Origin of the sequence: Methylobacterium sp. Leaf111 (assembly GCF_001423285.1) — a bacterium.
Taxonomy (GTDB): domain Bacteria; phylum Pseudomonadota; class Alphaproteobacteria; order Rhizobiales; family Beijerinckiaceae; genus Methylobacterium.
This window is the reverse complement of sequence record NZ_LMNE01000073.1, coordinates 151256-173456: the sequence shown is the minus strand read 5'-3', so window position 1 is coordinate 173456 and position 22201 is coordinate 151256. Positions and strand designations below refer to the sequence as shown.

General features: G+C 63.8%; 20 protein-coding genes and 5 pseudogenes. 17 read left to right on the top strand and 8 right to left on the bottom strand.

Annotated features, from left to right (window positions below; translation table 11 throughout):
- Nucleotides 1-42 precede the first annotated feature (42 nt).
- Nucleotides 43-144, top strand: a pseudogene (locus ASF41_RS25510) (IS5/IS1182 family transposase); the annotation flags it as partial.
- Between the two features lie 100 nt (nucleotides 145-244).
- Nucleotides 245-783, top strand: a pseudogene (locus ASF41_RS22280) (IS630 family transposase); the annotation flags it as partial.
- Nucleotides 784-1043: 260 nt separating this feature from the next.
- Here ASF41_RS22280 and ASF41_RS22275 read toward each other — a convergent pair.
- Nucleotides 1044-2069, bottom strand: coding sequence for an IS110 family transposase (locus ASF41_RS22275; RefSeq protein WP_056497201.1), 1026 nt, complete (start codon nucleotides 2067-2069; stop codon nucleotides 1044-1046).
- Between the two features lie 64 nt (nucleotides 2070-2133).
- On the opposite strand from ASF41_RS22275, the pseudogene ASF41_RS22270 reads away from it, so the two are divergent.
- Nucleotides 2134-2562, top strand: a pseudogene (locus ASF41_RS22270) (IS630 family transposase); the annotation flags it as partial.
- Nucleotides 2563-2768: 206 nt separating this feature from the next.
- Here the strand turns inward: ASF41_RS22270 and ASF41_RS24515 are convergent.
- Nucleotides 2769-4187 carry an O-antigen ligase gene (locus tag ASF41_RS24515; protein WP_082504747.1) on the bottom strand — a complete coding sequence of 473 codons (1419 nt, stop codon included), beginning with the start codon at nucleotides 4185-4187 and terminating at the stop codon, nucleotides 2769-2771.
- 159 nt (nucleotides 4188-4346) lie between these two features.
- Here ASF41_RS24515 and ASF41_RS24510 point away from each other — a divergent pair.
- Together ASF41_RS24510 and ASF41_RS22265 are read left to right on the top strand one after the other, a co-directional pair.
- Nucleotides 4347-4475: pseudogene (locus ASF41_RS24510) on the top strand (IS3 family transposase); the annotation flags it as partial.
- A gap of 67 nt (nucleotides 4476-4542) precedes the next feature.
- The gene (locus tag ASF41_RS22265; protein WP_056497198.1) at nucleotides 4543-5988 is read left to right on the top strand and encodes a phospholipase D-like domain-containing protein; all 1446 of its coding nucleotides are present in this window, start codon (nucleotides 4543-4545) and stop codon (nucleotides 5986-5988) included.
- Here the strand turns inward: ASF41_RS22265 and ASF41_RS22260 are convergent.
- The 3 genes from ASF41_RS22260 to ASF41_RS22250 all read right to left on the bottom strand — a co-directional run bounded on the left by ASF41_RS22260 (nucleotide 5879) and on the right by ASF41_RS22250 (nucleotide 8353).
- Nucleotides 5879-6706 carry an endonuclease/exonuclease/phosphatase family protein gene (locus ASF41_RS22260; protein ID WP_056275766.1) on the bottom strand — a complete coding sequence of 276 codons (828 nt, stop codon included), beginning with the start codon at nucleotides 6704-6706 and terminating at the stop codon, nucleotides 5879-5881. The two genes, ASF41_RS22265 and ASF41_RS22260, sit on opposite strands and share 110 nt — an antisense overlap.
- A 70-nt stretch (nucleotides 6707-6776) precedes the next feature.
- A complete protein-coding gene (locus ASF41_RS22255; RefSeq protein WP_056497195.1) occupies nucleotides 6777-7703 on the bottom strand; it encodes a histone deacetylase family protein in 927 nt (308 codons plus the stop codon).
- A gap of 101 nt (nucleotides 7704-7804) precedes the next feature.
- Nucleotides 7805-8353 (bottom strand): cupin domain-containing protein, encoded by a 549-nt coding sequence (locus tag ASF41_RS22250; RefSeq protein WP_056219567.1) that lies wholly within the window; start codon nucleotides 8351-8353, stop codon nucleotides 7805-7807.
- Nucleotides 8354-8533: 180 nt separating this feature from the next.
- Here ASF41_RS22250 and ASF41_RS22245 point away from each other — a divergent pair, with 180 nt between their 5' ends.
- The 8 genes and pseudogenes from ASF41_RS22245 to ASF41_RS26330 all read left to right on the top strand — a co-directional run.
- Entirely contained in the window at nucleotides 8534-9871 is a 1338-nt protein-coding gene (locus ASF41_RS22245) for an aspartate aminotransferase family protein (protein ID WP_056497192.1), read from the top strand.
- A gap of 32 nt (nucleotides 9872-9903) precedes the next feature.
- Nucleotides 9904-11403, top strand: coding sequence for a CoA-acylating methylmalonate-semialdehyde dehydrogenase (locus ASF41_RS22240; protein ID WP_056497189.1), 1500 nt, complete (start codon nucleotides 9904-9906; stop codon nucleotides 11401-11403).
- A gap of 697 nt (nucleotides 11404-12100) precedes the next feature.
- Nucleotides 12101-13432 (top strand): nucleotide sugar dehydrogenase, encoded by a 1332-nt coding sequence (locus ASF41_RS22235; RefSeq protein WP_280138169.1) that lies wholly within the window; start codon nucleotides 12101-12103, stop codon nucleotides 13430-13432.
- Nucleotides 13433-13446: 14 nt separating this feature from the next.
- Complete coding sequence (locus ASF41_RS22230) at nucleotides 13447-13890, top strand: glucuronosyltransferase (RefSeq protein ID WP_244479753.1); 444 nt, start codon at nucleotides 13447-13449, stop codon at nucleotides 13888-13890.
- Nucleotides 13887-14357 carry a glycosyltransferase gene (locus ASF41_RS22225; protein WP_056497184.1) on the top strand — a complete coding sequence of 157 codons (471 nt, stop codon included), beginning with the start codon at nucleotides 13887-13889 and terminating at the stop codon, nucleotides 14355-14357. The genes ASF41_RS22230 and ASF41_RS22225 overlap by 4 nt, the downstream gene beginning before the upstream one ends.
- A gap of 797 nt (nucleotides 14358-15154) precedes the next feature.
- A complete protein-coding gene (locus tag ASF41_RS25380; protein WP_156653446.1) occupies nucleotides 15155-15316 on the top strand; it encodes a hypothetical protein in 162 nt (53 codons plus the stop codon).
- Nucleotides 15317-15390: 74 nt separating this feature from the next.
- A pseudogene (locus ASF41_RS24505) lies at nucleotides 15391-16149 on the top strand (IS630 family transposase); the annotation flags it as partial.
- Nucleotide 16150: 1 nt separating this feature from the next.
- Nucleotides 16151-16447, top strand: a 297-nt coding sequence (locus tag ASF41_RS26330; protein ID WP_056497177.1) for a transposase, incomplete at its 5' end; no start/stop codon positions are given.
- 259 nt (nucleotides 16448-16706) lie between these two features.
- Here the strand turns inward: ASF41_RS26330 and frc are convergent.
- Both frc and ASF41_RS22205 read right to left on the bottom strand, forming a co-directional pair.
- Nucleotides 16707-17957 carry a formyl-CoA transferase gene (gene frc / locus ASF41_RS22210; protein WP_056217950.1) on the bottom strand — a complete coding sequence of 417 codons (1251 nt, stop codon included), beginning with the start codon at nucleotides 17955-17957 and terminating at the stop codon, nucleotides 16707-16709.
- Nucleotides 17958-18079: 122 nt separating this feature from the next.
- On the bottom strand, nucleotides 18080-18508 hold the full coding sequence (locus ASF41_RS22205) for a PAS domain S-box protein (protein ID WP_056354638.1): 429 nt from the start codon (nucleotides 18506-18508) through the stop codon (nucleotides 18080-18082).
- Nucleotides 18509-18842: 334 nt separating this feature from the next.
- Between ASF41_RS22205 and ASF41_RS22200 the strand changes: the two genes are divergently transcribed.
- The 4 genes from ASF41_RS22200 (at nucleotide 18843) to ASF41_RS22185 (ending at nucleotide 21207) form a co-directional block, all read left to right on the top strand.
- Entirely contained in the window at nucleotides 18843-19286 is a 444-nt protein-coding gene (locus tag ASF41_RS22200; RefSeq protein WP_056497174.1) for an OsmC family protein, read from the top strand.
- Between the two features lie 29 nt (nucleotides 19287-19315).
- The gene (locus ASF41_RS22195; protein WP_056217941.1) at nucleotides 19316-19711 is read left to right on the top strand and encodes a nuclear transport factor 2 family protein; all 396 of its coding nucleotides are present in this window, start codon (nucleotides 19316-19318) and stop codon (nucleotides 19709-19711) included.
- A 44-nt stretch (nucleotides 19712-19755) separates the two neighbouring features.
- Complete coding sequence (locus ASF41_RS22190) at nucleotides 19756-20439, top strand: alpha/beta hydrolase (RefSeq protein WP_056217938.1); 684 nt, start codon at nucleotides 19756-19758, stop codon at nucleotides 20437-20439.
- A gap of 399 nt (nucleotides 20440-20838) precedes the next feature.
- Nucleotides 20839-21207, top strand: coding sequence for a hypothetical protein (locus ASF41_RS22185; RefSeq protein WP_056497171.1), 369 nt, complete (start codon nucleotides 20839-20841; stop codon nucleotides 21205-21207).
- 621 nt (nucleotides 21208-21828) lie between these two features.
- Here the strand turns inward: ASF41_RS22185 and ASF41_RS24495 are convergent.
- Nucleotides 21829-22071 carry a hypothetical protein gene (locus ASF41_RS24495; RefSeq protein ID WP_082504746.1) on the bottom strand — a complete coding sequence of 81 codons (243 nt, stop codon included), beginning with the start codon at nucleotides 22069-22071 and terminating at the stop codon, nucleotides 21829-21831.
- Nucleotides 22072-22201: the final 130 nt, after the last annotated feature.

Genomic DNA, 22201 nt, shown 5'->3' with positions numbered 1-22201 from the left:
ACCGACCAAACCGTGCCACCCGTTATGGGTTCACGACCTAGTAAGCACTTCCGCGCCGTCGCTACCCGCTACGACAAGGATCCCGACAACTTTCTTGCCAGCGTCAAACTCGCCGCCATCCGGGTCTGGCTGCGAACTTTATGAGTCCGCAACCTAGTGCTGTGCYCTGGCGGGTTGAATCGCTTGGGGTAGGCGATCTTGCTGGCGTGTGATTCACTGGATGGGCTTGTGAGGGAGGATTGCCATGCCTTCAGCCCTGTCGGTCGATCTGCGCGAGCGTGTGGTCGCCGCGATTGAAGCGGGTGCATCGCGGCGTCAGGCTGCCAAACGCTTTGGGGTCGGGGCAGCCAGCGCGATCCGTTGGCACGAGCGCTTTCGGCAGGACGGGCGGATCGCGCCCAGGCCCATGGGCGGCGACCGCAACTCGCAGCGCCTGGAAGCGCAGGCAGCCCTGATCCTTCGGATCCACGAAGAGCATCCGCTCTCCTTCCTGCGGGAACTGAGCGACAGGCTCTCGGAACGGGGCGTCCGCGCCAGCACGAGCAGCCTGTCACGCTTCTTCGCCCGGCATGGGATCACCCGTAAAAAGGGGCTGTCCACGCGGCCGAGCAGGAGCGGCCGGATGTGAAGGCCGCGTGCGAGGACTGGTTCGAGCGTCAACCCGATCTCGATCCGGATCGCCTGGTCTTCCTCGACGAGACGGCCGCCACGACGAAGATGGTCCGCCGGTATGGCCGTGCTCCGTGCGGTCAGCGCTGCCGGATCGCCGTACCTCACGGGCATGTGTGGACGCCCCCTCGGGTGCAAGCAAAATCTCTGGACGGGCGCGGTGCTTGATCGGGTGCTGCCATGTGTCCGGCCTCTAATGCGGCGGGTCACATGCCGCGGGCCCGTATGGGAGTGCGAGAGTCGGGACCACATCACTACAGCGCGCTCGAAGCGCTCCCCATGCGCCTGATTCTCCCAACTCCGTCTCACCGACGTTGCGCCATACCTGTCCGTCGACCTCCTCACGCCCTCCGACAGCCTCGCGTCCGTCCCGCCTACGCGGTGACGGCCGGAGCTCGGTAGATCCCACCCTTTCTCAGAAGGGCCCACGCGATGCGCGCGTTCTTGTTCGCCACAGCCACGATGACCAGCATCGGCGGCTTGCGCGCGAGTATTTGGCCGAGCCATGAGTCGGCCGGGACGCCCTTGCGCTTAGCCCAGCGCACCACCGCGCTGGCCGCGATGATGAGCAGGCGTCGCAGCGTCCGCTCGCCCATGCGCGAGGTGCGGCCGAGGCGCTCCTTGCCGCCGGTCGAGCGTTGTACTGGAGTCAGCCCGACCCAGGCGGCGAAGTCGCGACCCGAACGGAACGTCTCTACGGGCGGGGCCAGAGCCTCGATGGCGGTGGCGATCAGCGGGCCGATGCCCGGCACGCTCATCAGCCGCCGAGCCGTATCGTCGGCCTTCGCGCGTGTGGCGATCTCGGCATCGAGGGCTGCGGTCTGTTCCTGCAGGTGGCGGAACGCACAGACGAGCACGGCAAGGCTTGCGCGGGCGGCCGGAGGAATGTCCGAAGCGGGATCCTCGATCTGCGCGATCAACCGCTCGATGTGGGCGGGCCCCTGCGGCGCGATCAGGCCGTACTCGGCAAGATGGCCGCGGATGGCGTTGATGAGCTGGGTGCGCTGGCCGACCAGCACGTCGCGGGTCCGGAAGATCACCGCGGGTGCCTGCTTGGCTTCGCTCTTCACGGCAACGAAGCGCATGGTCGGACGCTGCGCGGCCTCGCAGATCGCCTCGGCATCGGCCGCGTCGTTCTTCTGGCGCTTGACGAAGGGCTTCACGTAGGCAGGCGCGATCAGCTTGACCGTGTGACCGAGCTTGCCGATCTCGCGGCCCCAATGATGCGCGCCAGGGCAGGCCTCCATCGCCACGAGGCAGGGTGGTTGAGCAGCGAAGAAGGCCAGCACCTGCTCCCGCCGCAGCTTCTTGCGGAAGATCGGCGCACCGGCAGCATTCGCGCCGTGCGCCTGAAAGACGTTCTTGGCCAGATCCAGGCCGATGGTGCTAACCTCTGTCACGGACGCCTCCCTCGGGTGGTTCACAACACCACCACTCTGGCACATCAATGCCGTCGGGGGGCGTCCACCCCATCACTACAAGACCACCACCATCACCGCCGCCCTACGCGCCACGGGATTGATCGCCAGAACCGTCTTCGATGGAGCCACGAATGGTCTGCGCTTCCGGGCCTGCGTCACCGACACCCTGGCTCCGGTCCTCAAGCCCGGTGACACCGTCATCGTCGACAACCTGAACGCCCATAAGGTCGCCGGGGTGCGCGAGGCCATTGAGGCAGTCGGCGCGCGGGTTCTCTACCTCCCGCCCTACAGTCCGGACTTCAATCCGATCGAGCAGGTCTTTGCCAAGGTCAAAGCTCTCCTCCGAACGGCTGCAGCACGGACCGCCGCCGACCTAACTACCGCCATCGAGAACGCGTTCGCCGCCGTCCGACCGGATGAGTGCCGAAACTACCTCGCCGCTGCTGGATACGATGCCTACGAGCCAACCTGAAAGGGAACGGCTCTAGGACTTTTCATGGTCTGGGGCATGCGATAAATCTCGTGCGTTCGGACCATNCAAGCCATCAGGAGTTAGAGAACGCGTTCGCCGCCGTCCGACCGGATGAGTGCCGAAACTACCTCGCCGCTGCTGGATACGATGCCTACGAGCCAACCTGAAAGGGAACGGCTCTAGAATTGATCCGCCCTTTATACGGCTCAAGGCCGCACAGACTGTAAGTTTTGTGGTAGCCTTGATCTTAAATTGGCCTCTCTCTGGCATACTCGAGCAGGAACCACTGAGTTTCGTGACGCAATAACCGCAATCGCGAAGAAAAACACAAAAGCATTGAAGGATACAATACCAGTAAAAGGAGAGGCTTCCATTACTCCTTTAATTAGGAAAAATAGTAGAAGCGCAGACTCGCGAAAGGCGCCTACGCGAATTGAAGCTCTCATTGTCCAAAAAATTGATATAAACAATAAAAATAAAGCAGTAACTCCTCCTGAAAAAAGTATTTCTAGGTAAAGATTGTGCGCATGAGCTGCAACACCGAATAGTCTCGGATCTTTTGGCAGCACGGAGATAGATGATGAATAGCCATAACCAAAAAACGGCTTAGCAGAAACGTGCTCCATTACAACGGCCCAGATGAAGCTACGTCCCGTTCCACTTGTAATTTCGGAAGCATCGCCTGATCGCGAAACTGACGTTAGGATCTCGTCTGGGTAAGTCACCAAAACTAACAAGCCCAAAATACCAACGCCCCCTAAAAACAATCCCTTGATAAGGGTTTGTCCACGTAAGAGGGAGGCACATACGATCGTTATGAGAATACCTGCCATCGACATGCGGTTATTGCTAAGTAACAAGCAAATTAATGCCAACGGGACAAGGGCGATGCCAATGTACAGTGTTAAGCCACGCATTTGACGAGCGTAGAAATAAAAGAACAGAAAGCCGAGCGCGGCCATGGACCCGAGCGCATTTGCAGAGGGGGTGACCCCGCGCATACGATTGAGCGATCCAAATTCAGTTCCAGTCCATCCATGCATTTTCCCGAGTTGTGGAAAGGCGAAAAAAACAAAAATTGACAGCGCGCAAATGACGGCGCTGGATACGATAACTATCTCGATAGATCTATTGATGCCAATCGCTTGCACGAGATAAAAACAAAACAAACTGCAGCTAAACAGTGACAGAGACGTCATGGCCGAGAAAGTAAAAGTCTCGGAATATATAGAGGTAATCACCAGATATGAAACAAACACAAGCCAAACACCAACGATAGAATTTGAAAACTTAAGGCGCCCCATAAGGTAGGCGACGCCGACCATGAACAGCATCAAGCCTATCGAGCCAATTTTCATTAGTATCTGGAAATCTATCGACTTATCTTCATATTCTCTAAACCTTATAGTGACCGATATGAGGAGTATTGCTATCACTCCGACTGCCTGGATGCAATTTTTGTTTCCATTCACAGCAGCAGTTAAACAGTATAATCCAACACTAAGAATGGGGACTGCGGCTATTATGCCAACACCAGCAAGCGCGAGATTATCGTTCCCTGAAAGCACCAGCAGTGAGGCGAAGCAAAGCAACAGAGCGACTTGAAAAGTGAATTGGGTGCGCATTATCGGGCGTTCTCACTAATAAAGGGGGCAGCCTGGAAGTTTTGATGCTATTTGTCACTTCATATCATAAATCGCACGATCGGCCAGACGGTTTGACCTGACCGGGTGGCTTTGGACCGAGCTGATTGAGAGGATCAGCTGCGACCAAGGGAGTCGAACATGCGGAGAGGTCAGAAGATGAGCGCGGAGCAGGTGGTGCTGAAGCTGCGCCAGATCGAGGTGCAGACGGCACAAGGCAAGAGTTTGGCACTTACCTGCAAGGAGGCGGAGATCTCTGAGCAGAGCTATGGCGTGCGCTTGGTGCTCCGGCCAGCCATAGCGTATGACCAGCGAGGTTCGCGGAATGGGAGCGGCGTTGGAACAGGCATTGCTCTCATGGATCAGCGCCTTGACTTCGATCCGAATCGAGGTCTTCTGGATCTGCGGTTCCATCCTGTCGGGGCTCGTTAGCATCCACGTCCTCCTGCGCAAGCGGGAGGTTGGGGCGGCCATCGGCTGGATCGGCCTAATTTGGCTGGCGCCCCTGTTCGGCAGTGCGCTCTATGCGCTGTTCGGGGTCAACCGGGTTACCCGACGGGCGCAGAAGCTGCGCATTAAGCCCTCTCAGGCGAGCCCGCGGCACGCGGGTGGTGCGGCGCCGCCGCCCATCCTGCCGGAGCGGTTCCAGCCTCTCGGCCTGGCGGTCCAGCGCATCACCAGCCTCCCCCTGGAGGCGGGCAATCGCATCGAGCCGCTGCGCAACGGCGATGCGGTCTATCCGGCGATGCTGGCGGCCATCCGAGAGGCCCGGCACTCCGTCGCCCTGTCGAGCTACATCTTCCGCAAGGATGAGATCGGCCGGGCCTTCCTCGGCGCGCTGGAGGATGCCCATCACCGGGGGGTCGCCGTCAGGGTCCTCGTGGACGGTATCGGCAGCGGCTACTTCTTCGCCTCGGTCTATGGCGGCCTGCGGCGTCGGGGCATCCCGGTCGGCCGGTTCATGCACTCCGTCCTGCCCTGGCGTATGCCGTTCCTGAACCTGCGCACCCACAAGAAGCTGCTCATCCTCGACGGGACACTCGCCTTCACGGGCGGCATCAACATCGCCGACGAGAACCGGGTGGCGACCCATCCGCCGGACCCGGTGCGCGACGTCCATTTCCGCATCGAGGGGCCGGTCGTGATCCAGTTGACGGCGGCCTTCGCCAGTGATTGGGCCTTCGTGATGGACCAGGAACTGGACGGCCCCGCCTGGTTTCCGCCCCTCGCCGCGCGGGGCGAGACGCAGGCCCGGGTCGTCAGTTCGGGGCCGGACGCGGACCTGCGCAAGATCGAACTCGTGGTGCTCGAGGCGATCACCTGCGCCCGGACCAGCATCCGCCTGATGACGCCCTACTTCCTGCCGAGCGAGGTGCTGGTGAGCGCCCTGTCGCTGGCGGCCCTGCGCGGCCTGACGGTGGACGTCATCATCCCCATGGACAGCGACCACGCGGTGGTCGACTGGGCGACCCGGGCGCATGTGGACCCGCTCCTGCGCAGCGACGTCCGGATCTGGCTCGACGACCCGCCCTTCGACCATGCCAAGCTCCTCGTGATCGACGATGCCTGGTGCTTCATCGGCAGCGCCAACTGGGACACCCGCAGCTTCCGCCTGAATTTCGAGCTGAACGTCGAGGTCTATGATTCCGGGCTCGCCCGACACCTCGACGCGTTCATGCAGGAGAAGATGAGCGTCCGGCTGACGCGCGAGCACCTGTCCCGGCGCGGTCTCCCCGTCCGGCTGCGCGACGCAGGCGTCCGATTACTCCTGCCATACCTTTGATGCGCTCCGGCTCCGCGGTGTCCTTCAGGATGATCTCGTGGGTGGGAGCCAGGTGCACGATGATCGGCCGGTGATCCGAGGCGCCGCGCGGCAGCACGCTGCGCCCGTGGCAGGTCAATCCGCGCACGAGGCAGCGGTCGAGCCGCAGGGGCACCACCCGCGCCATGGCGTGGGTCGGCAGGCGCGGGCCGACGTCGCGGAACCCCGGCAGGAGCGTCGGCCCCACCAGGTTGTAGTCGCCGATGACGGCGGCCCGGTCCGGCAGGCTCTGCTCGATGCAGCGCAACTGCCGCCGGTTGAGCATCTGCCCGTGCGAGAGGTGGACGTTGGCGACGCCGAATTCACCGAGATCGATCACCTGGCTCACCCGGTCGAACATCGCGCCGGCGGGAAGCTCGATGGCCTTCGGGGGGGTGGCGAAGGGCGTCGGGCTCCAGACCGCGAGGCCGTGGATGCGCCCGGGCATCTGGGCCCAGGCGTAGTGGCCGCCGACCTTGGCCTGCAGGGCCTCGATATCCTTGGTCGCCTCCTGCATCAGCACAAGGTCGGGCTGCTCGCGCTCGATCAGCGTCGCGATTCCGGCGACATTCGCGCCGACCCGCCGCAGGAGGTTCCAGCTGACGATCTTGCGGAGCCCGGGGCGGTCTTGGCCCGGGCGCCCATGGGAGGTCTGGAGGGCACGGGCGGTCAGGCGCGCGAGGCGGCGATCGTTCAGCATCGGCACATAGGTGGGTCAGGCACGCCCGGCGGAAAGCCCGGGCCGGGACGAGGTCATGGGCTTTTGCGCCTCACGACTCCATGAGCGCGGCCACGTGCGCCGCCGTGGATTCGGCGAGGCCCTTCAGATCGTAGCCGCCCTCCAGCAGGGAAACGATGCGCCCGTCGCAGGTCTGCCCCGCGATCTCCATCACCTGGCGCGTGGCCCAGGCGAAGTCCTCCGCCTCCAGCATCAGGTTGGCCAGGGGATCGCGCCAATGGGCATCGAAGCCCGCCGAGATGATGATCAGGTCGGGCCGGAAATCCGTGAGGCGCGGCAGGATGCGCGCGGTGAACGCCTCACGAAAGCGCTCGCCGTCGGCGCCGGGCTTCAGGGGGGCGTTGACGATGGTGTCGTGGTCGCCGGCCTCCGAGACCGCGCCGGTGCCGGGATAGAGCGGCATCTGGTGGGTGGAGCAGAACAGCACCGAGGGGTCCGCCCAGAAGATGTCCTGGGTTCCGTTGCCGTGGTGCACGTCCCAGTCGACGATGGCCACCCGCTCCGCCCCGTAGGCGGCCTTGGCATGGCGGGCCGCGACCGCCGCATTGTTGAACAGGCAGAACCCCATGGCGCGGGTGCGCTCGGCGTGGTGGCCCGGTGGGCGCATGGCCGAGAACGCCGTGCGAGCCTGGCCCGTCATCACCGCGTCGACCCCCTGGACCGCCGCCCCGACCCCGCGCAGGACGCATTCGATGGTGCCGGGCGACAGCACGGTATCGGAATCGACGTGGACCAGTCCCTCGGCGGGGGCGGCCGCCACCATGGCCCGGACCCATTCCTCGGGATGGGCCAGCGCCACGGTCTCCAGGCTCGCGGGTTCCGGCGCCCGGCGGTCGAGGGCCGCGAAGGCCTCCGTCGCGAGGGCATCCTTGACCGCCTGCATGCGCTCCGGCCGCTCCGGATGCCCATGCGGGGTCTGGTGCCCGAGGGCGGCCTCGTGACTGAAGAGGATGGTCATGCGGCGCTCCCGAGCGTCTGTCTATCCGTGGTATACCAGATCGCAGATCCGCGGCCAGTGGGGAGATTTCCCCCCAGGCCGCTCGCCGGACGACGTCACCTTCAGAAGGTCGGCGGCGTGCAGGCGCTCACCACCTCGCAGGCGACGGGACCGACGCATCGGAAGCGATGAGGCCGGCGGCTGTCGAAGGAATACGCGTCGCCCGGTCCGAGGATGCGACGCTCCGAATCGACCGTCACCTCCAGGCGGCCGGACAGGACGATGCCGCCCTCCTCGCCGTCATGGACCAGAGGCACCCGGCCGGTATCGGCGCCGGGCTCGTAGCGCTCCCTCAACAACTGCAGGCTGCGCCCGAACAGGTTGTCGCCGACCTGCCGGTAGGAGATCGGCCCCCGGCCGATCTCGGTGAGTTCGTCGGCCCGGTAGAACGCCTTGCGCGAGCGCTCCGGCTCCACGGCGAAGAACTCCGACAGGCCGATGGGAATGCCGTCCAGGATGCGCTTGAGGGCGCCCACGGAGGGGTTCACACCGTTCGATTCGATCAACGAGATCGTCGAGTTCGGGACACCGGTGCGCTTGGCGAGCGCCCGCTGCGACAGGCCATGGGCGGTGCGGACGAAGCGCAGGCGCGCGCCGAGATCGATGCTCATCAAAACCCGTGAGTCGGCCCCTGGGGCGGAACGCCCGTTAGGGATGTTCAGGATTCACCGACATTGCCCGCACGGCCCCCGCCTTTTCAAGCACTTCGTTGCGTGCAGAAAAGGACTTGTCCGGGCGTCGCAATCGGCGCTTCTTCCGAGCACAGCGACATCTCTGGGTTGAAGATTGCCATGGACCACCACCCCGCATCCAATGCCCCCGGGCTCGATGCCTACTGGATGCCGTTCACCGCCAACCGGCAGTTCAAGGCGGCGCCCCGCCTGCTCGCCTCGGCCAAGGGCATGCACTACACGGCCACGGACGGGCGCAGCGTCCTCGACGGCACGGCCGGCCTCTGGTGCGTGAATGCCGGGCACGGACGCCAGGGCATCGCCTCGGCGGTCGAGCGCCAGCTCACCACCCTCGACTTCGCGCCCTCATTCCAGATGGGCCATCCGGCGGCGTTCGACTTCGCCGAGCGCCTCGCCGCCATCGCGCCGGGCGGCCCGGAGGCCGGGCTCGACCGGGTGTTCTTTACCGGCTCCGGTTCCGAATCGGTCGACACCGCCCTCAAGATCGCTCTGGCCTACCAGCGCGCCATCGGCCAGGGCACGCGCACCAAACTGATCGGGCGCGAGCGCGGTTACCACGGCGTCGGCTTCGGCGGCATCTCCGTGGGCGGCCTCGTCAACAACCGCCGCGTCTTTCCGCTGCTGCCGGGCATCGACCACCTGCGCCACACCCATGATCCCGAGCGCAACGCCTTCTCGAAGGGCCTGCCCGCGCACGGGGCGGAACTCGCCGACGACCTCGAACGCCTCGTCGCCCTGCACGGGGCCGAGACCATCGCGGCCTGCATCGTCGAGCCGGTGGCCGGCTCCACCGGCGTCCTCCTGCCGCCGACGGGCTATCTGGAGCGCCTGCGCGCGATCTGCGACCGGCACGGCATCCTGCTGATCTTCGATGAGGTCATCACCGGCTTCGGTCGCCTCGGGACGCCCTTCGCGACGGATTACTTCGGCGTGATCCCCGACCTCGTCACCACTGCCAAGGGCCTCACCAACGGCGCCCTGCCGATGGGCGCGGTCTTCTGCGCGCGGCGCGTCCACGATGCGCTAATGCACGGCCCGGAGGCGGTGATCGAGCTGTTCCACGGCTACACCTATTCGGGCCACCCGGTCGCCTGCGCGGCGGGCCTCGCCACCCTCGACATCTACGCCCAGGAGGGTCTGCTCACCCGCGGAGCGGAGCTCGCCGAGGATTGGGCCAGCGCCATGCACGACCTGCGGGGTGCCAGACACGTCATCGACATCCGCACCATCGGCCTCGTCGCCGGCATCGAACTGGCGTCCCGGCCCGGAGCCCCCGGGGCGCGAGCCTACGACGTCTTCGTCGACTGCTTCGAGCGCGGTCTTCTCGTCCGGGTCACCGGGGACATCGTCGCCCTGTCGCCGCCGCTGATCGTCGAGCGCGACCAGATCGACACCATGGCGTCGATCCTCGGCGACGCCATCGCCCGCGCCGCCTGAACCGTTCCACTCCCCCTCCGTCAGGATTTTCGATGTCTACCGCGATCTCCCACTTCATCGGCGGCCGGACCGTCGCCGGCACCAGCACCCGGACCGCGCCGGTCTACAATCCCGCCACCGGCGAGGAGACCGGCCGGGTCGCTTTGGCCAACACGGCGGACGTCAACGCGGCGGTGGCGGCCGCCAAGGCGGTCGCCCACGCCTGGGCCCACACCACGCCGCTTCGCCGCGCCCGCATCCTCAACGCCTTCCTGCGCATCGCCGAAGAGCGCACCGACGAACTCGCCGCCCTGATCACCGCCGAGCACGGCAAGGTGCTCTCCGACGCCAAGGGCGAGATCCAGCGCGGGCTCGAGGTGGTGGAGTTCGCCACCGGCATTCCCCAGCTTCTCAAGGGCGAGGTCACCGAGAACGTCGGCACCCGCGTCGACAGCCATGCCCTGCGCCAGCCGCTGGGCGTGGTCGCCGGCATCACGCCGTTCAATTTCCCCGTCATGGTGCCGATGTGGATGTTTCCGGTGGCGCTGGCCTGCGGCAACTGCTTCGTCCTGAAGCCCTCCGAGCGCGATCCCTCGCCCGCGCTGCTGGTCGCCGCCTGGCTCAAGGAGGCCGGCCTGCCGGACGGCGTGTTCAGCGTGGTCCACGGCGACAAGGAGGCGGTCGACGCCCTCCTGCATCACCCCGACATCGCGGCGGTGAGCTTCGTCGGCTCGACCCCGATCGCCCGCTATATCTACGCCACTGCCACCGCCAACGGGAAGCGCGCCCAGGCGCTGGGCGGCGCCAAGAACCACATGATCGTCATGCCGGACGCCGACATGGACCAGGCGGTCGACGCGCTGATGGGCGCGGCCTACGGCTCGGCCGGCGAGCGCTGCATGGCGATCTCGGTGGCCGTGCCCGTGGGTGAGAAGACCGCCGACGCGCTGGTGGCCAAGCTCATCCCGAAGGTGCGGGCGCTGAAGGTCGGGCCGGGCACGGACCCGGACTCGGAGATGGGCCCCCTCGTGACGAATGTGCACCGCGACAAGGTGAGCGGCTACATCGATGCGGGCGTGGCGGAAGGCGCCGAGCTCCTCGTCGACGGGCGCGGCCTGAGCCTGCAGGGCTACGAGGGCGGCTACTTCCTCGGCGGCACCCTGTTCGACCGGGTCACCCCGGAGATGTCGATCTACCGGGAAGAGATCTTCGGGCCCGTCCTGGCGATCACCCGGGCTCCGGACTACGCCACGGCCGCGCGCCTGATCAACGCGCACGAGTTCGGCAACGGCACGGCGATCTTCACCCGGGACGGGGATGCCGCGCGCGAGTTCGCACACGGGATCGAGGTCGGGATGGTGGGCATCAACGTGCCGATCCCGGTGCCGATGGCGTTCCACTCCTTCGGCGGCTGGAAGGCGTCGCTGTTCGGCGACCATCATATGCACGGCCCCGAGGGCGTGCGCTTCTACACGCGCCTGAAGACCATCACCACGCGCTGGCCCACCGGCATCCGCGCCGGCGCCGACTTCGTCATGCCCACCATGGAGTAGTGGGCCGGGAGCCGTCGCCCCGCCCCGAACGCATCCGGAGGCCTCGGCTCCGCTGCAGGCAGTCCGGGTGGCCGGCGCAGCGCGAACACCGTCCGTCAGCGTGCAGGCTTGGCGGAGAGGCCGCGCGGGTGCTGGTGCGCTCCGTCAGAGGGATCCGGACCGGCCAGCTCCGAACTGGGCTAACCGGGACGGTCGGCCAAGCGCAAAGCTGCCGGATACGGAGACACGGGCGCGGCGCCGGCCTCAGCTTTGCGGTCGATGCCGGATGGGATCGGCCGCGACGCCGCCCGTGCGATCCCTGATATCCTGCATACGCGCCTCGCGCCGTCAGGGCGCCACCGACCGGCTAGAGAATTCGGTCCGCGATTTGCCGGCAAAGCCCCCACCTCAGCGGCGCGTCAGGCGTCTCAGCGACGAGGGGGCTCGCACGGAAGCGGCGAGGCAGAGCATTCTCTTTCGACGCGCAACGCGCACGCGATTAGGCCTGCCTCCAACCCTGCAGATCGCCCGCTACCGGGATGCGGCATGGCCTGCGTGGCGGTTGTGCGCGGACACGCCTCTCCGTACGCGAAGAGGAATTCGCGAAACAGATCGCGGTGCCTCGTCCGCCTGCTCGCGGCCTGCAACACCTCACGCCAAGACTGCCAAAAGAAGGCGCTGGGAGAGGCGAGCAAGACGCTTACCAAAGGCCGCGCGCTTGAGTATTGCGGCGCAATCAACTATTGATCGCCCTTGCTGGAACGAATTGGAAGGTGAGCCTGATGAAGGTGGCCGTCGCGGGTCTTGGATATGTCGGTATTTCAAATCGCGGCGCAATCAACTATTGATCGCCCTTGCTGGAACGAATTGGAAGGTGAGCCTGATGAAGGTGGCCGTCGCGGGTCTTGGATATGTCGGTATTTCAAATGCCATTCTCCTAGCTCAGCACAATGATGTTTTCGCCTTCGATATCGTTCCATCCAAGGTTGAAATGTTGAATCAAAAGATCTCTCCCATCGTGGATGCTGAGGTCGAGGACTATCTCACAAACCATAGCCTGAGCTTGAAGGCGACGGGTGATCGAACAGAAGCCTATACTGATGCCGATTACGTGATCATTGCGACGCCAACCAACTACAATCCAGAGACCAACTACTTCGACACCCAGTACGTCGATTCAGCAATCAGCGATGTACTAGCCGTCAACCAGAACGCCGCGATCGTGATCAAGTCCACGATTCCGGTCGGCTTCACGGCCTCGGCCCGCGAACGTTTCAACACGAGCAACATCATGTTTTCTCCGGAGTTTCTTCGGGAAGGCAGGGCGCTCTATGACAACCTCTATCCGTCACGCATCATTATTGGCGAGCATTCTAGGCGCGCGGAGAAATTCGCCGAATTGCTGGGCGAAGGCGCGATCAAGAAGGACGCCGACGTTCTTTTCACGAATTCGAGCGAAGCTGAGGCGATTAAACTCTTCTCAAATACTTATCTTGCCATGCGCGTGGCATTCTTCAACGAACTCGATACGTACGCCGCCCAGCACGGCCTGAATTCGCGCGAGATCATTGGTGGGGTCAGCCTGGATCCACGGATCGGCAGCCACTACAACAACCCCTCGTTCGGCTACGGCGGCTACTGCCTCCCGAAGGACACAAAACAGCTTCTAGCCAACTATAACAATGTTCCGCAAAACCTGATGCGCGCGATTGTCGACGCGAACTCGACCCGCAAGGATTTCATCGCAAGCGATATTTTAGCGCACAAGCCGAATACTGTTGGGATCCATCGTCTTACGATGAAACATGGATCGGATAATTTCCGAGACTCGTCCGTCCAGGGCGTCATGAAACGTATCAAGGCGAAAGGTATCTCCGTCATCGTCTACGAGCCGGCCATGGCGGACGAGACGTTCTTCAACTCGCCTGTGGTCAATGACTTGGCCCAGTTCAAAGCAATGTCAGATATTATCGTTGCCAACCGTCTGTCGTCGGACCTCGTCGATGTCGAAGCCAAGGTCTACACACGCGATCTCTTTGGCAACGATTGAGAGGAACGTAAATCGTGACGAAAGTTTTGGCGGTCGCTTCGATGGGCGGTCACTGGGAGCAATTGCAGATCGTGGCGGAGGCGTTTGAAGATAAGGACGCCGTGTTTGTGACCACGACGCAAGATCTGCTCAAGCAGGCCAATCGCCAGGGATTCGTGGTCAAGGACTGCAATCGGAATCGTCCCGGCGATACGCTCACCTGCGTTTGGCAGTGCATCAAGATCATCCGGAACGTCCGGCCCAACGTCATCATCTCCACCGGAGCGGCACCTGGGCTGATCTGTCTTGTCCTCGGCCGCTTGACCGGCGCCAAGACGATCTGGATCGACAGCTTCGCCAATGTCGAGAAGCTTTCCATGTCGGGAAAGATCGCAGGCTACATCGTGCACGAATGGCTGACGCAGTGGAAACACTTGGCCACGCCGAAGGGTCCCTTCTATCGCGGTGAGCTGCTGTGATTATCGTAACAGTCGGCACCCAGCTGCCGTTCGACCGTCTGATCATGATGATGGACGACATCGCTCCGGATCTTGGAAAGCCGGTAATGGCTCAGACAGGGGTGGGAACTTACACGTGTCGAAATATTCAGGCGGCAGCCAACTACTCGCCAATCGAATTCGATGACTACGTGAAAAAATGCGACGTCCTCGTCGCGCACGCCGGCATGGGCACGGTGTTGAAGGCGTATAAGTATCGCAAGCCCATCATCATCGTTCCGCGGAAAGCGGCGCTCGGCGAGCATCGGAACGATCACCAGCTTGCGACCGTCTCCCAGCTCCGCTCGCGAATCGGCATTCACGCCGCTGAAACCGAGGAGGAACTTCGATCGCTGCTGTCCCAGGATCTTGAGCCCGCTCTGGTCACGAACGACATGCTGGAGCGTCGGGCCCAACTCGTCGGTTTCGTCCGGAAGCTCATCGCCTAGCGGCGGACTCCTNCAGGATCTTGAGCCCGCTCTGGTCACGAACGACATGCTGGAGCGTCGGGCCCAACTCGTCGGTTTCGTCCGGAAGCTCATCGCCTAGCGGCGGACTCCTTTCGAGTTGATCCAGATGCGCGTCATGACGGCGAGGAAGGTGTCGGTTCGGGTTTCGTCGCGCTCTGAAAGGCCACGCATCGGTTCATGCGGCGGAAGACGCGCTCGTTGACGCTCCAAAGGCGATCGCCGGGGTGAAGGGTTCGGCTTTCGATGGTCCTTGCGGCGGTCGCGTCGGAGGACCGCCGACAGGTCGGTGCTGTCGGCAATGGTGCTGCACTGGAGGGCAGTGGCCCTCGAAGCCACTCTTCGGCGTTGTGCCGAGGGGAGATGGGTGGGATAGATTGCCCTGGGCCGGGTTTTCGAGCGCCTCCCCATCTCGCGAGGATGGAGTCATCACGTAGCGAGCCCCTCTGTTCACCCTCGGTCTGGCATCTGACGCCTGAGAGCCCAATGCTCGCCCAACGCGGACGACAAAGCGGAGACGCAGGAGACCGAGCCGCGGGGGGCCACGAAGGGCGCGGCGAGCGACGACCCGGTCGGCGGCCGCTTAGGCACCGATTGCCGCCTCAGCGGCCGAGGCGATGGCAAGTCCGGCGACGGTCTCCAGATCGCCCAGCAACGCATATCGAGGCGCCATGACCGATACCATCGAGCACACCGACGGCCAGCGCATCAACGAGGATGGGCATACTGTACGGTTCATGTTGCCGGCATAACGACACGACCACCCGATCACAGGGGGGGTGTGCACCGACCGGGTGCTCAACGGCCGGAGGGTTCGAACCTTCAGCATCCAGAAGGGCGACCTGTCGGCGGGTGAGGCACGTCAGTATGCGGGACGCCTGAAGGACGCACCGGCCCGGGCGATGGCGGTGTTCGACGTGAGTAATACCAAGCCTCGCTGAGCAGGACTCACGCGGGGTAGCGTCGGCATCTCGGTCGTGATTCATTCCTGGGTTTGGAGCCTGAGGAAGATGCGATGGCTGCTCCGGTGCCGCTGCGATCGGACTTCGATGCGCAAGCCTTGCGCGGTCTGGCCAAGGGGTCGCGTGATCCGGCGCAGACCCGCCGGGCCGAGATCGGCGGGGTCGGGCTGCAAACGGTGCGCGACTGGGTCGTGGCCTTCAACGCCGATGGACCGGACGGGCTGATCGATGGCAAGGCCCCCGGGGCCCGTCCGCGCCTGAACGCCGACCAGCGCGATGTCCTCAAGGCGCTGGTCGAACAGGGACCGACGCCGGCCGTACACGGTGTGGTGCGGTGGCGGTTGTGCGATCTGGCCCAAATCCTGTCCGAGGATCACGGCGTGTCGGTCTCCGAGCAGACCTTGAGCCGRGTCTTGCGGGCCATGGGCTACGCCAAGCTCTCGGCCCGCCCGCGCCATCACGCCCAGGATCCGGGCGCCGCGGCTGTTTTTAAAAAGACTCCCCGACCGTCTGGCGGACATCGCGCAGGCTGTCGGCGGCAAGCCGGTAGAAGTCTGGTTCTGTGACGAGGCCCGTGTCGGCCAGAAGAACACCSTGACCCGACGCKGGGCCAAGGGCGGAACGCGACCCTCGGCCCCCAAGGACCAGCGCACGGCYTCGGCCTACATCTTCGGGGCGATCTGCCCGGCCCGGGGCGTCGGGGCAGGCTTGGTATGCCCCGCTGCACCACGTCAGCGATGGCCCATCATCTCGAAGAGATTTCGGCGACCGTGGCTCCTGGCGCCCACGCCGTCCTCCTGCTCGATCAAGCCNATGCCCCGCTGCACCACGTCAGCGATGGCCCATCATCTCGAAGAGATTTCGGCGACCGTGGCTCCTGGCGCCCACGCCGTCCTCCTGCTCGATCAAGCCGGCTGGCACACCACCAGGAAGCTGCCGGTTCCCGACAACATCACCCTCTTGTCCCTGCCGGCGCGCTCACCCGAACTCAACCCGGTCGAGAACCTCTGGCAGTTCATGCGGGACAACTGGCTCGGAAACCGGATCTTCCAATCCTACGACGACATCCTGGATCACTGCTGCGATGCCTGGAACAAGATCATCGCCTAACCCTGGCGCCTCATGTCCATCGGATTGCGCCGATGGGCCCATGCGTTCTGATCAGTGAGGATTGGTATAACCCGTCACTGCGGCCCCGTGCCAGGATTTCCATGCCGCGGTCGTCCGGGCCGATGACGGACAAGCCGTATGGGCGAGCCTCGCTCCCGTACCAGAAAACGGAAACGGCGCGCCTCAAGGCGCGCCGTCTTACTTGATTCAGCGGCCTGTCCGAGAACAGGCCGCTGGCATCTCCGTTTCAGACGCCGCCTCAGACGGCGCGGGCCTGATGCAGTTGCTCGATCTGCTGCTGGGTGTAGCCGAGATCGAGCAAGACTTCGTCGGTGTGCTCGCCGAGCAGCGGAGAGGCCTTCACCTCGACCTGCATGTCGGAGAACTTGATCGGGCTGCCGACGGTCAGGTACGAGCCGAGCTTCGGGTGCGGCACCTCGACAACGGTGCCGCTGGCGCGCAGCGACGGATCGTTGGCGATCTCCTTCATCGACAGCACCGGTGAGCACGGGATGTCGAACTTGCGCAGGATATCGACGGCCTCGAACTTCGTCTTGTCGGCGAGCCAAGCCTCGATCGTGCCAAAGATGTCCATGATCTTGTCCTGGCGGGCGCGAGCGGTGTTGTAGGCCGGATCGTCGATCCACTCATCCTTGCCGATCGCCTTACAGATCGGGGCCCAGGCATGACCCTGGATCGTGAAGTAGATGTAGGCGTTCGGATCGGTCTCCCAGCCCTTGCACTTCAGCACCCAGCCTGGCTGTCCACCGCCACCCGCGTTGCCGCCGCGCGGCACCACATCCGAGAACTCGCCGTGGGGGTACTGCGGGTATTCCTCCAGGTAGCCGAGGGCATCGAGACGCTGCTGGTCGCGCAGCTTGACGCGGCAAAGGTTGAGCACCGAGTCCTGCATCGAGACGGCGACCTTCTGGCCCTTGCCGGTCTTGTTCTTCTGGTGAAGCGCCGTGAGAATGCCGATCGCGAGGTGCATGCCGGTGTTCGAATCACCGAGAGCCGCGGCGCTCACAGTAGGCGGACCGTCCCAGAAGCCGGTGGTGGAGGCCGCGCCGCCGGCACACTGCGCCACGTTCTCGTAGACCTTCAAGTCCTCGTAGTGGTGGCCATCCGAGAAGCCCTTCACCGACGCCAGGATCATGCCGGGATTGAGCTCCTGGATGCGGGACCAAGAGAAGCCCATGCGGTCGAGGGCGCCAGGGCCGAAGTTCTCGACCATGACATCGGATTGCTTGATCAGGTTCTCGAGGACTTCCTTGCCCTCGGGAGTCTTGGTGTCGAGCGTCAGGGAACGCTTGTTGGAGTTGAGCATGGTGAAGTAGAGCGCGTCGGCATCCTCGACGTGACGAAGCTGCGTGCGCGTCACGTCGCCGGCCCCAGGGCGCTCCACCTTGATCACGTCGGCGCCGAACCAGGCCAGTAGCTGGGTACAGGCCGGACCAGCCTGGACGTGGGTGAAATCGATGATCTTGATACCCTCGAGCGGCTTGCTCATCGTGGCGTTCTCCCTGTTGGCTCAGACGATTGTCGAAGTTCGCGGCTTGCCCGGTCGATCCGGGTTCTGGGTTGGCCGGAAACCCGTGGTGGGTGATCCCGGCGGTCTGTCGCGCCTCGCCCTCAGGCGACGCGGGATTCGAGGGCCGCCAAGCGGCGGCGTAGTTCACGCTCGTCGTTCCAGCGCTGGGTTTCATCGCGGATGATCGCGGCGATACCCGTAACGGCGTTGTCGAAGCCGTGGATCAGCCCGACCGTGAAGGCGATGGAGAGCGTGTGGCCATCCTTATGGATGGCTGGGACTCGCAGGACGTCGGCACCGTACTTGGTGACGCCCGTCTTCATGGTCTTGGCATAGCCCTCCCAGTGGCGCCGGCGCTGACGCTCCGGGGTGATGAGATCGAGAGACTGACCGACCGCCTCCTCCGCCGCGTACCCGAAGATCCGCGTCGCGGCGGGATTCCACACGGTGATCGCACCGCTCGTGTCCGACACCACAACGGCATCGCCGGCTGCTGCCACCAGGACAGCAAAATCGATCGGGCTCGTCATGCGCTGACCCTCATCTCCCTGTCCGTGCTGCGGATATCGTCTCCGTCGCCCGGTTTATCGACCGGGCGGGCTCGAACCTGGGGCGAGACGATGGTCATCCATCGGCATGGAACACTCCCCTCTTTGTCAGTCAGGCTTGAAGCCGTTCGATGGCGTCGGAAGGACTTCGTATTTTTCGCTGCTCCAATCGTTGGTATTTGGTATGCCAACGTAGATAAGGTGTCAACTCGCGGAGCTGACGTCAATTGCCCGAGGGAGCTTGCGCCTTGGTGACAGCGTTCTCGAACGACGCCGGCACGCTGCAGGCAACGAGGATCGGCAGGGGAGAGCCGCCATGGGTCCAGGCCCGAGCATCACGATCACGCAGATCGAGGGCTACAAGTTCGCGATCGATTTCGGTGGGATCCTGCCCCACCTCATGGTCGATGAGGCCATTCCCATCGGCAGCGGCGAAGGCCCGTTCCCCGAACAGCTCGTCGTCTCGTCGGTGACGAACTGCCTGTGCGCCAGCCTCGTCTTCGCGCTCGGTAAGTATAAGCAGGAGGCCGGCGGCATCCGGGCCGAGGCGCACTGCGAGGTCACCCGCAACGCCGAGAACCGTCTGCGCATCGCCGGCATCGCGGTCGCGATCAGCCTCGGGGCGACCGCCGACTCCGTACCCCGCATCGACCGGGTGCTGGAGCAGTTCCAGCGCTTCTGCACGGTTTCCGAAAGCGTGCAGGCCGGCATCCCCGTCGTCGTCTCTGTCCGGGACAGTGCCGGCACTCTGCTTACCTGAGCCTTATGCTTTTCCAAGAAGGAGTCGCCATGACGACATCACCGAAAGTCTCCGGCCAGAACCCGCCGATTGCCCACGAGCCGGAAGACCTCGCCCGCCTCTTCAACGAACGCGCCAATGCAGGCGACGTGGACGGCCTCGTTGCCCTCTACGAGCCCGATGCGGTGCTGGCGGCCGGCAAGGTCGTGGCCACCGGACACGGCGAGATCCGGCAATTCTATGCCGACCTCTTGGCGCGCAAGTCTGATTTTCCGGTCGCCGAGACCCTCCCGGCGATCCGGAACGGCGATCACGCCATGACCTTCGCGCGACTGCCCAACGGGACGATCTCGGCTGAAACCGCACGGCGCCAGGCCGATGGCGGATGGCGCTGGCTGATCGATCAACTGAAGATCAAGCCCCTCCAGGCGGACATGGCCGGTTGACTGACGCCTCCCCTCCGACTGCTTCCGAAACCCAGGGTTCCCGCATGATCGATCCCCGCCTCGCCGGCCGGCTCGCCTTCGCGCACCGGCTCCCCACCAAGGAGCCTCTTCCCCCCGGTCGCCATTGTCTCGGGCTGTTCGCCGAGCGGGACGCGATCCTCGTGGTACCCGAAAGCGTCGATCCACGCCGGCCAACACCTCTCGTGGTCCTGTTCCATGGTGGTGGCGGCAGCGCAGAGAAGATCCTGCCGATGCTGGAGGCCCATGCCCAAGCGCGGGGCTTCCTACTGTTGGCACCCCAATCGATGTTCCCGACTTGGGATCTCGTCATTGGCGGCCATGGACCCGACCGCGAGCGTGTCGACGAGGCTTTGGCCGAGGTGAGCACCCGTTACCTACTCGATCCGACGCATCTGATTTTCGCGGGCCACTCGGATGGTGGCAGCTACACGCTCTCCCTCGGCCTAGCCAACGGGCATGTGGTCACCCATCTCCTCGTCTCATCGGCCGGCTTCCTGTCCGTTCACCTGCAATCGGGCGTTCCACGGATCTTCCTTTCCCATGGAATCCGCGACGAGCAGATTCCGATCGATCGCAGCGCGCGGGTTCATGTCGCCCGGTTGCGGGAGGCCGGATACCCGGTCATGGCAGTCGAGTACGACGGCCCCCACGCCTACAGCCCAGTCATCGTCGCGCAGGGCGTCGATTTCGTTCTCGCCGCAGCATAGCTGCCGGAAACCGCAGGTAGCGCGGAGATCCATCCCGTCGAATCCGGTACGGGCCCTCTCTTTTATTTTGGTGCAGTGCATCGCGGATCAGCAACCTGCTCTGGGACCAGCGCAGTCACCACTGAACCCAGCTACCGCGGTAACCCCATCCGCCGGCGTATTCATGCCGACTGCACCAGGGAATGCAGGCCTGCCAGACGGATCTGGCGCCCCCCCCTTGGCAGATCTGATGCGTGCGGTCCTGCGTGTTTGCGCGGTCATCCCGCCATCTTAAAATATGCCCGCAATTCACAACGCAGCCTCCCGAACGTGACGATCGCGCTGCTTTTAATCCGATTTTTACAAGATGAGTCTTCTCTTACGTCAGACTAGACTATCCTGGACTGGGGTGCATACGTGATGGAAGCAGCCGAGAAACCCGTCCTCGTGGATTCGCTCGATCAGGAAGCGGAGCGGATTCGGAATATCTTCAGCACTTCGTTCCCCCATTCGAGCGACGATCTGAATCGTCTGATTCCCGAGAGCTTTACGGATACGTTGTCCCGTAGGTCTGAGCCCGCACCGAAGGCGGAGACCGACGAGTTCGACTGGTCGATTACGCTTGCGAACATCGAAGCGATCGTCGATGCCAGTAACACCAGCAAGAGCTCGGTGGCTGACGCGGAGCGGCGGGCCGAAATTGCCGAAGCCAAAGCCCGGGAGGCGATCCATTGGCTCCGCCTTCTCCATGAAGCCGTCCTGAAGGGGATGCCTGCTCCATCTGTCTAGGGCATCAGGCCTGCCCAGGATCACCGATTCTTCAGCATCGCGACGGTTGGAACGCTGGCAGCGTTGCGATCGAGAGCGACTTCGCGTGCCCCTCGGCGCTCAGCCACCGTGGCAGGGGCCGCGAAAAAGATCCTCCGAAGCCTTGTGCCGAAACAGCGTCCGCCAGCGTCGTCGTCGATGCTTCGGGCGACTGTGGTTGATGTGGCAGTTCTGACAGGAAGCGGCGAGGTTCATGCCCGCATTGTTAGCGATGGCTTGATCGCGATGCGCCGTCACCAGAACCACGCGTTAAGCGTATCCAGTTGAGGCCGTCAGCAGTCCGAGCCGAGACGGCGACCGCTTGGTCGGCGCGATCTCAGACCGTTGTCGCAACGTCCCATCAGCCGCCATTGCCAGGATGGAAGACAACCTCTCGATAAGCCGCCCACTCCCTCGCGACGATCGCGCGCTCGGAGCGGATCACGGCCGAAAGTTCCGGCCAATCGATTGCATAGAAGGCGAGGTCTACGCGGCGGATTGGCATCACCAGCAAAACGCCACGCAGTTCGGGGACTGAAAAGTGCCCGATCTCCAGTCGGTCCGTCTTTGGCGGATGCGGGGGCGATCGAGACCGTCGGCGCGTTAATCTGCGTGGCTCGAAGGTGCCTGCCATTCCACCCCAGCATGTTCGCGGATATCACCCGGTGCACTTCCGGTATCGGCATCGCTCGCCCAGCCGCTGGGTTCTGCGACATCAACGATCTCGTCTTCCGGATACGCAGCTTCCAAGAACAGCCGCGCTTCCCCTTCAGCAGCGGCCCGAACGGTCACCAAGGGCTTTGTCCCCGCGGCGGAACGGATCTTGGCAATGAACAGCTTCGTCATGGTCAACCTTCCTGAACGATCCCCCCCTCTCACAGAGGGCAGCGGTGGCGAACAACAAGGGATTCCCGCCCCACCATTCAAGGTTACCGCTGACGTCTGATGGGAAACGGTTGCCTGCCTGGAACGAGAA

Excerpts from the sequence above, each read along its gene's own strand:
- ASF41_RS22240 (WP_056497189.1), top strand. The coding sequence starts at position 9,904 with ATGTCTACCGCGATCTCCCACTTCATCGGCGGCCGGACCGTCGCCGGC.
- ASF41_RS22245 (WP_056497192.1), top strand. The coding sequence starts at position 8,534 with ATGGACCACCACCCCGCATCCAATGCCCCCGGGCTCGATGCCTACTGG.
- ASF41_RS22255 (WP_056497195.1), bottom strand. The coding sequence starts at position 7,703 with ATGACCATCCTCTTCAGTCACGAGGCCGCCCTCGGGCACCAGACCCCG.
- ASF41_RS24515 (WP_082504747.1), bottom strand. The coding sequence starts at position 4,187 with ATGCGCACCCAATTCACTTTTCAAGTCGCTCTGTTGCTTTGCTTCGCC.
- ASF41_RS22205 (WP_056354638.1), bottom strand. The coding sequence starts at position 18,508 with ATGACGAGCCCGATCGATTTTGCTGTCCTGGTGGCAGCAGCCGGCGAT.
- ASF41_RS22250 (WP_056219567.1), bottom strand. The coding sequence starts at position 8,353 with ATGAGCATCGATCTCGGCGCGCGCCTGCGCTTCGTCCGCACCGCCCAT.
- frc (WP_056217950.1), bottom strand. The coding sequence starts at position 17,957 with ATGAGCAAGCCGCTCGAGGGTATCAAGATCATCGATTTCACCCACGTC.
- ASF41_RS22190 (WP_056217938.1), top strand. The coding sequence starts at position 19,756 with ATGATCGATCCCCGCCTCGCCGGCCGGCTCGCCTTCGCGCACCGGCTC.
- ASF41_RS22185 (WP_056497171.1), top strand. The coding sequence starts at position 20,839 with ATGGAAGCAGCCGAGAAACCCGTCCTCGTGGATTCGCTCGATCAGGAA.
- ASF41_RS24495 (WP_082504746.1), bottom strand. The coding sequence starts at position 22,071 with ATGACGAAGCTGTTCATTGCCAAGATCCGTTCCGCCGCGGGGACAAAG.
- ASF41_RS22260 (WP_056275766.1), bottom strand. The coding sequence starts at position 6,706 with ATGCTGAACGATCGCCGCCTCGCGCGCCTGACCGCCCGTGCCCTCCAG.
- ASF41_RS22195 (WP_056217941.1), top strand. The coding sequence starts at position 19,316 with ATGACGACATCACCGAAAGTCTCCGGCCAGAACCCGCCGATTGCCCAC.
- ASF41_RS22200 (WP_056497174.1), top strand. The coding sequence starts at position 18,843 with ATGGGTCCAGGCCCGAGCATCACGATCACGCAGATCGAGGGCTACAAG.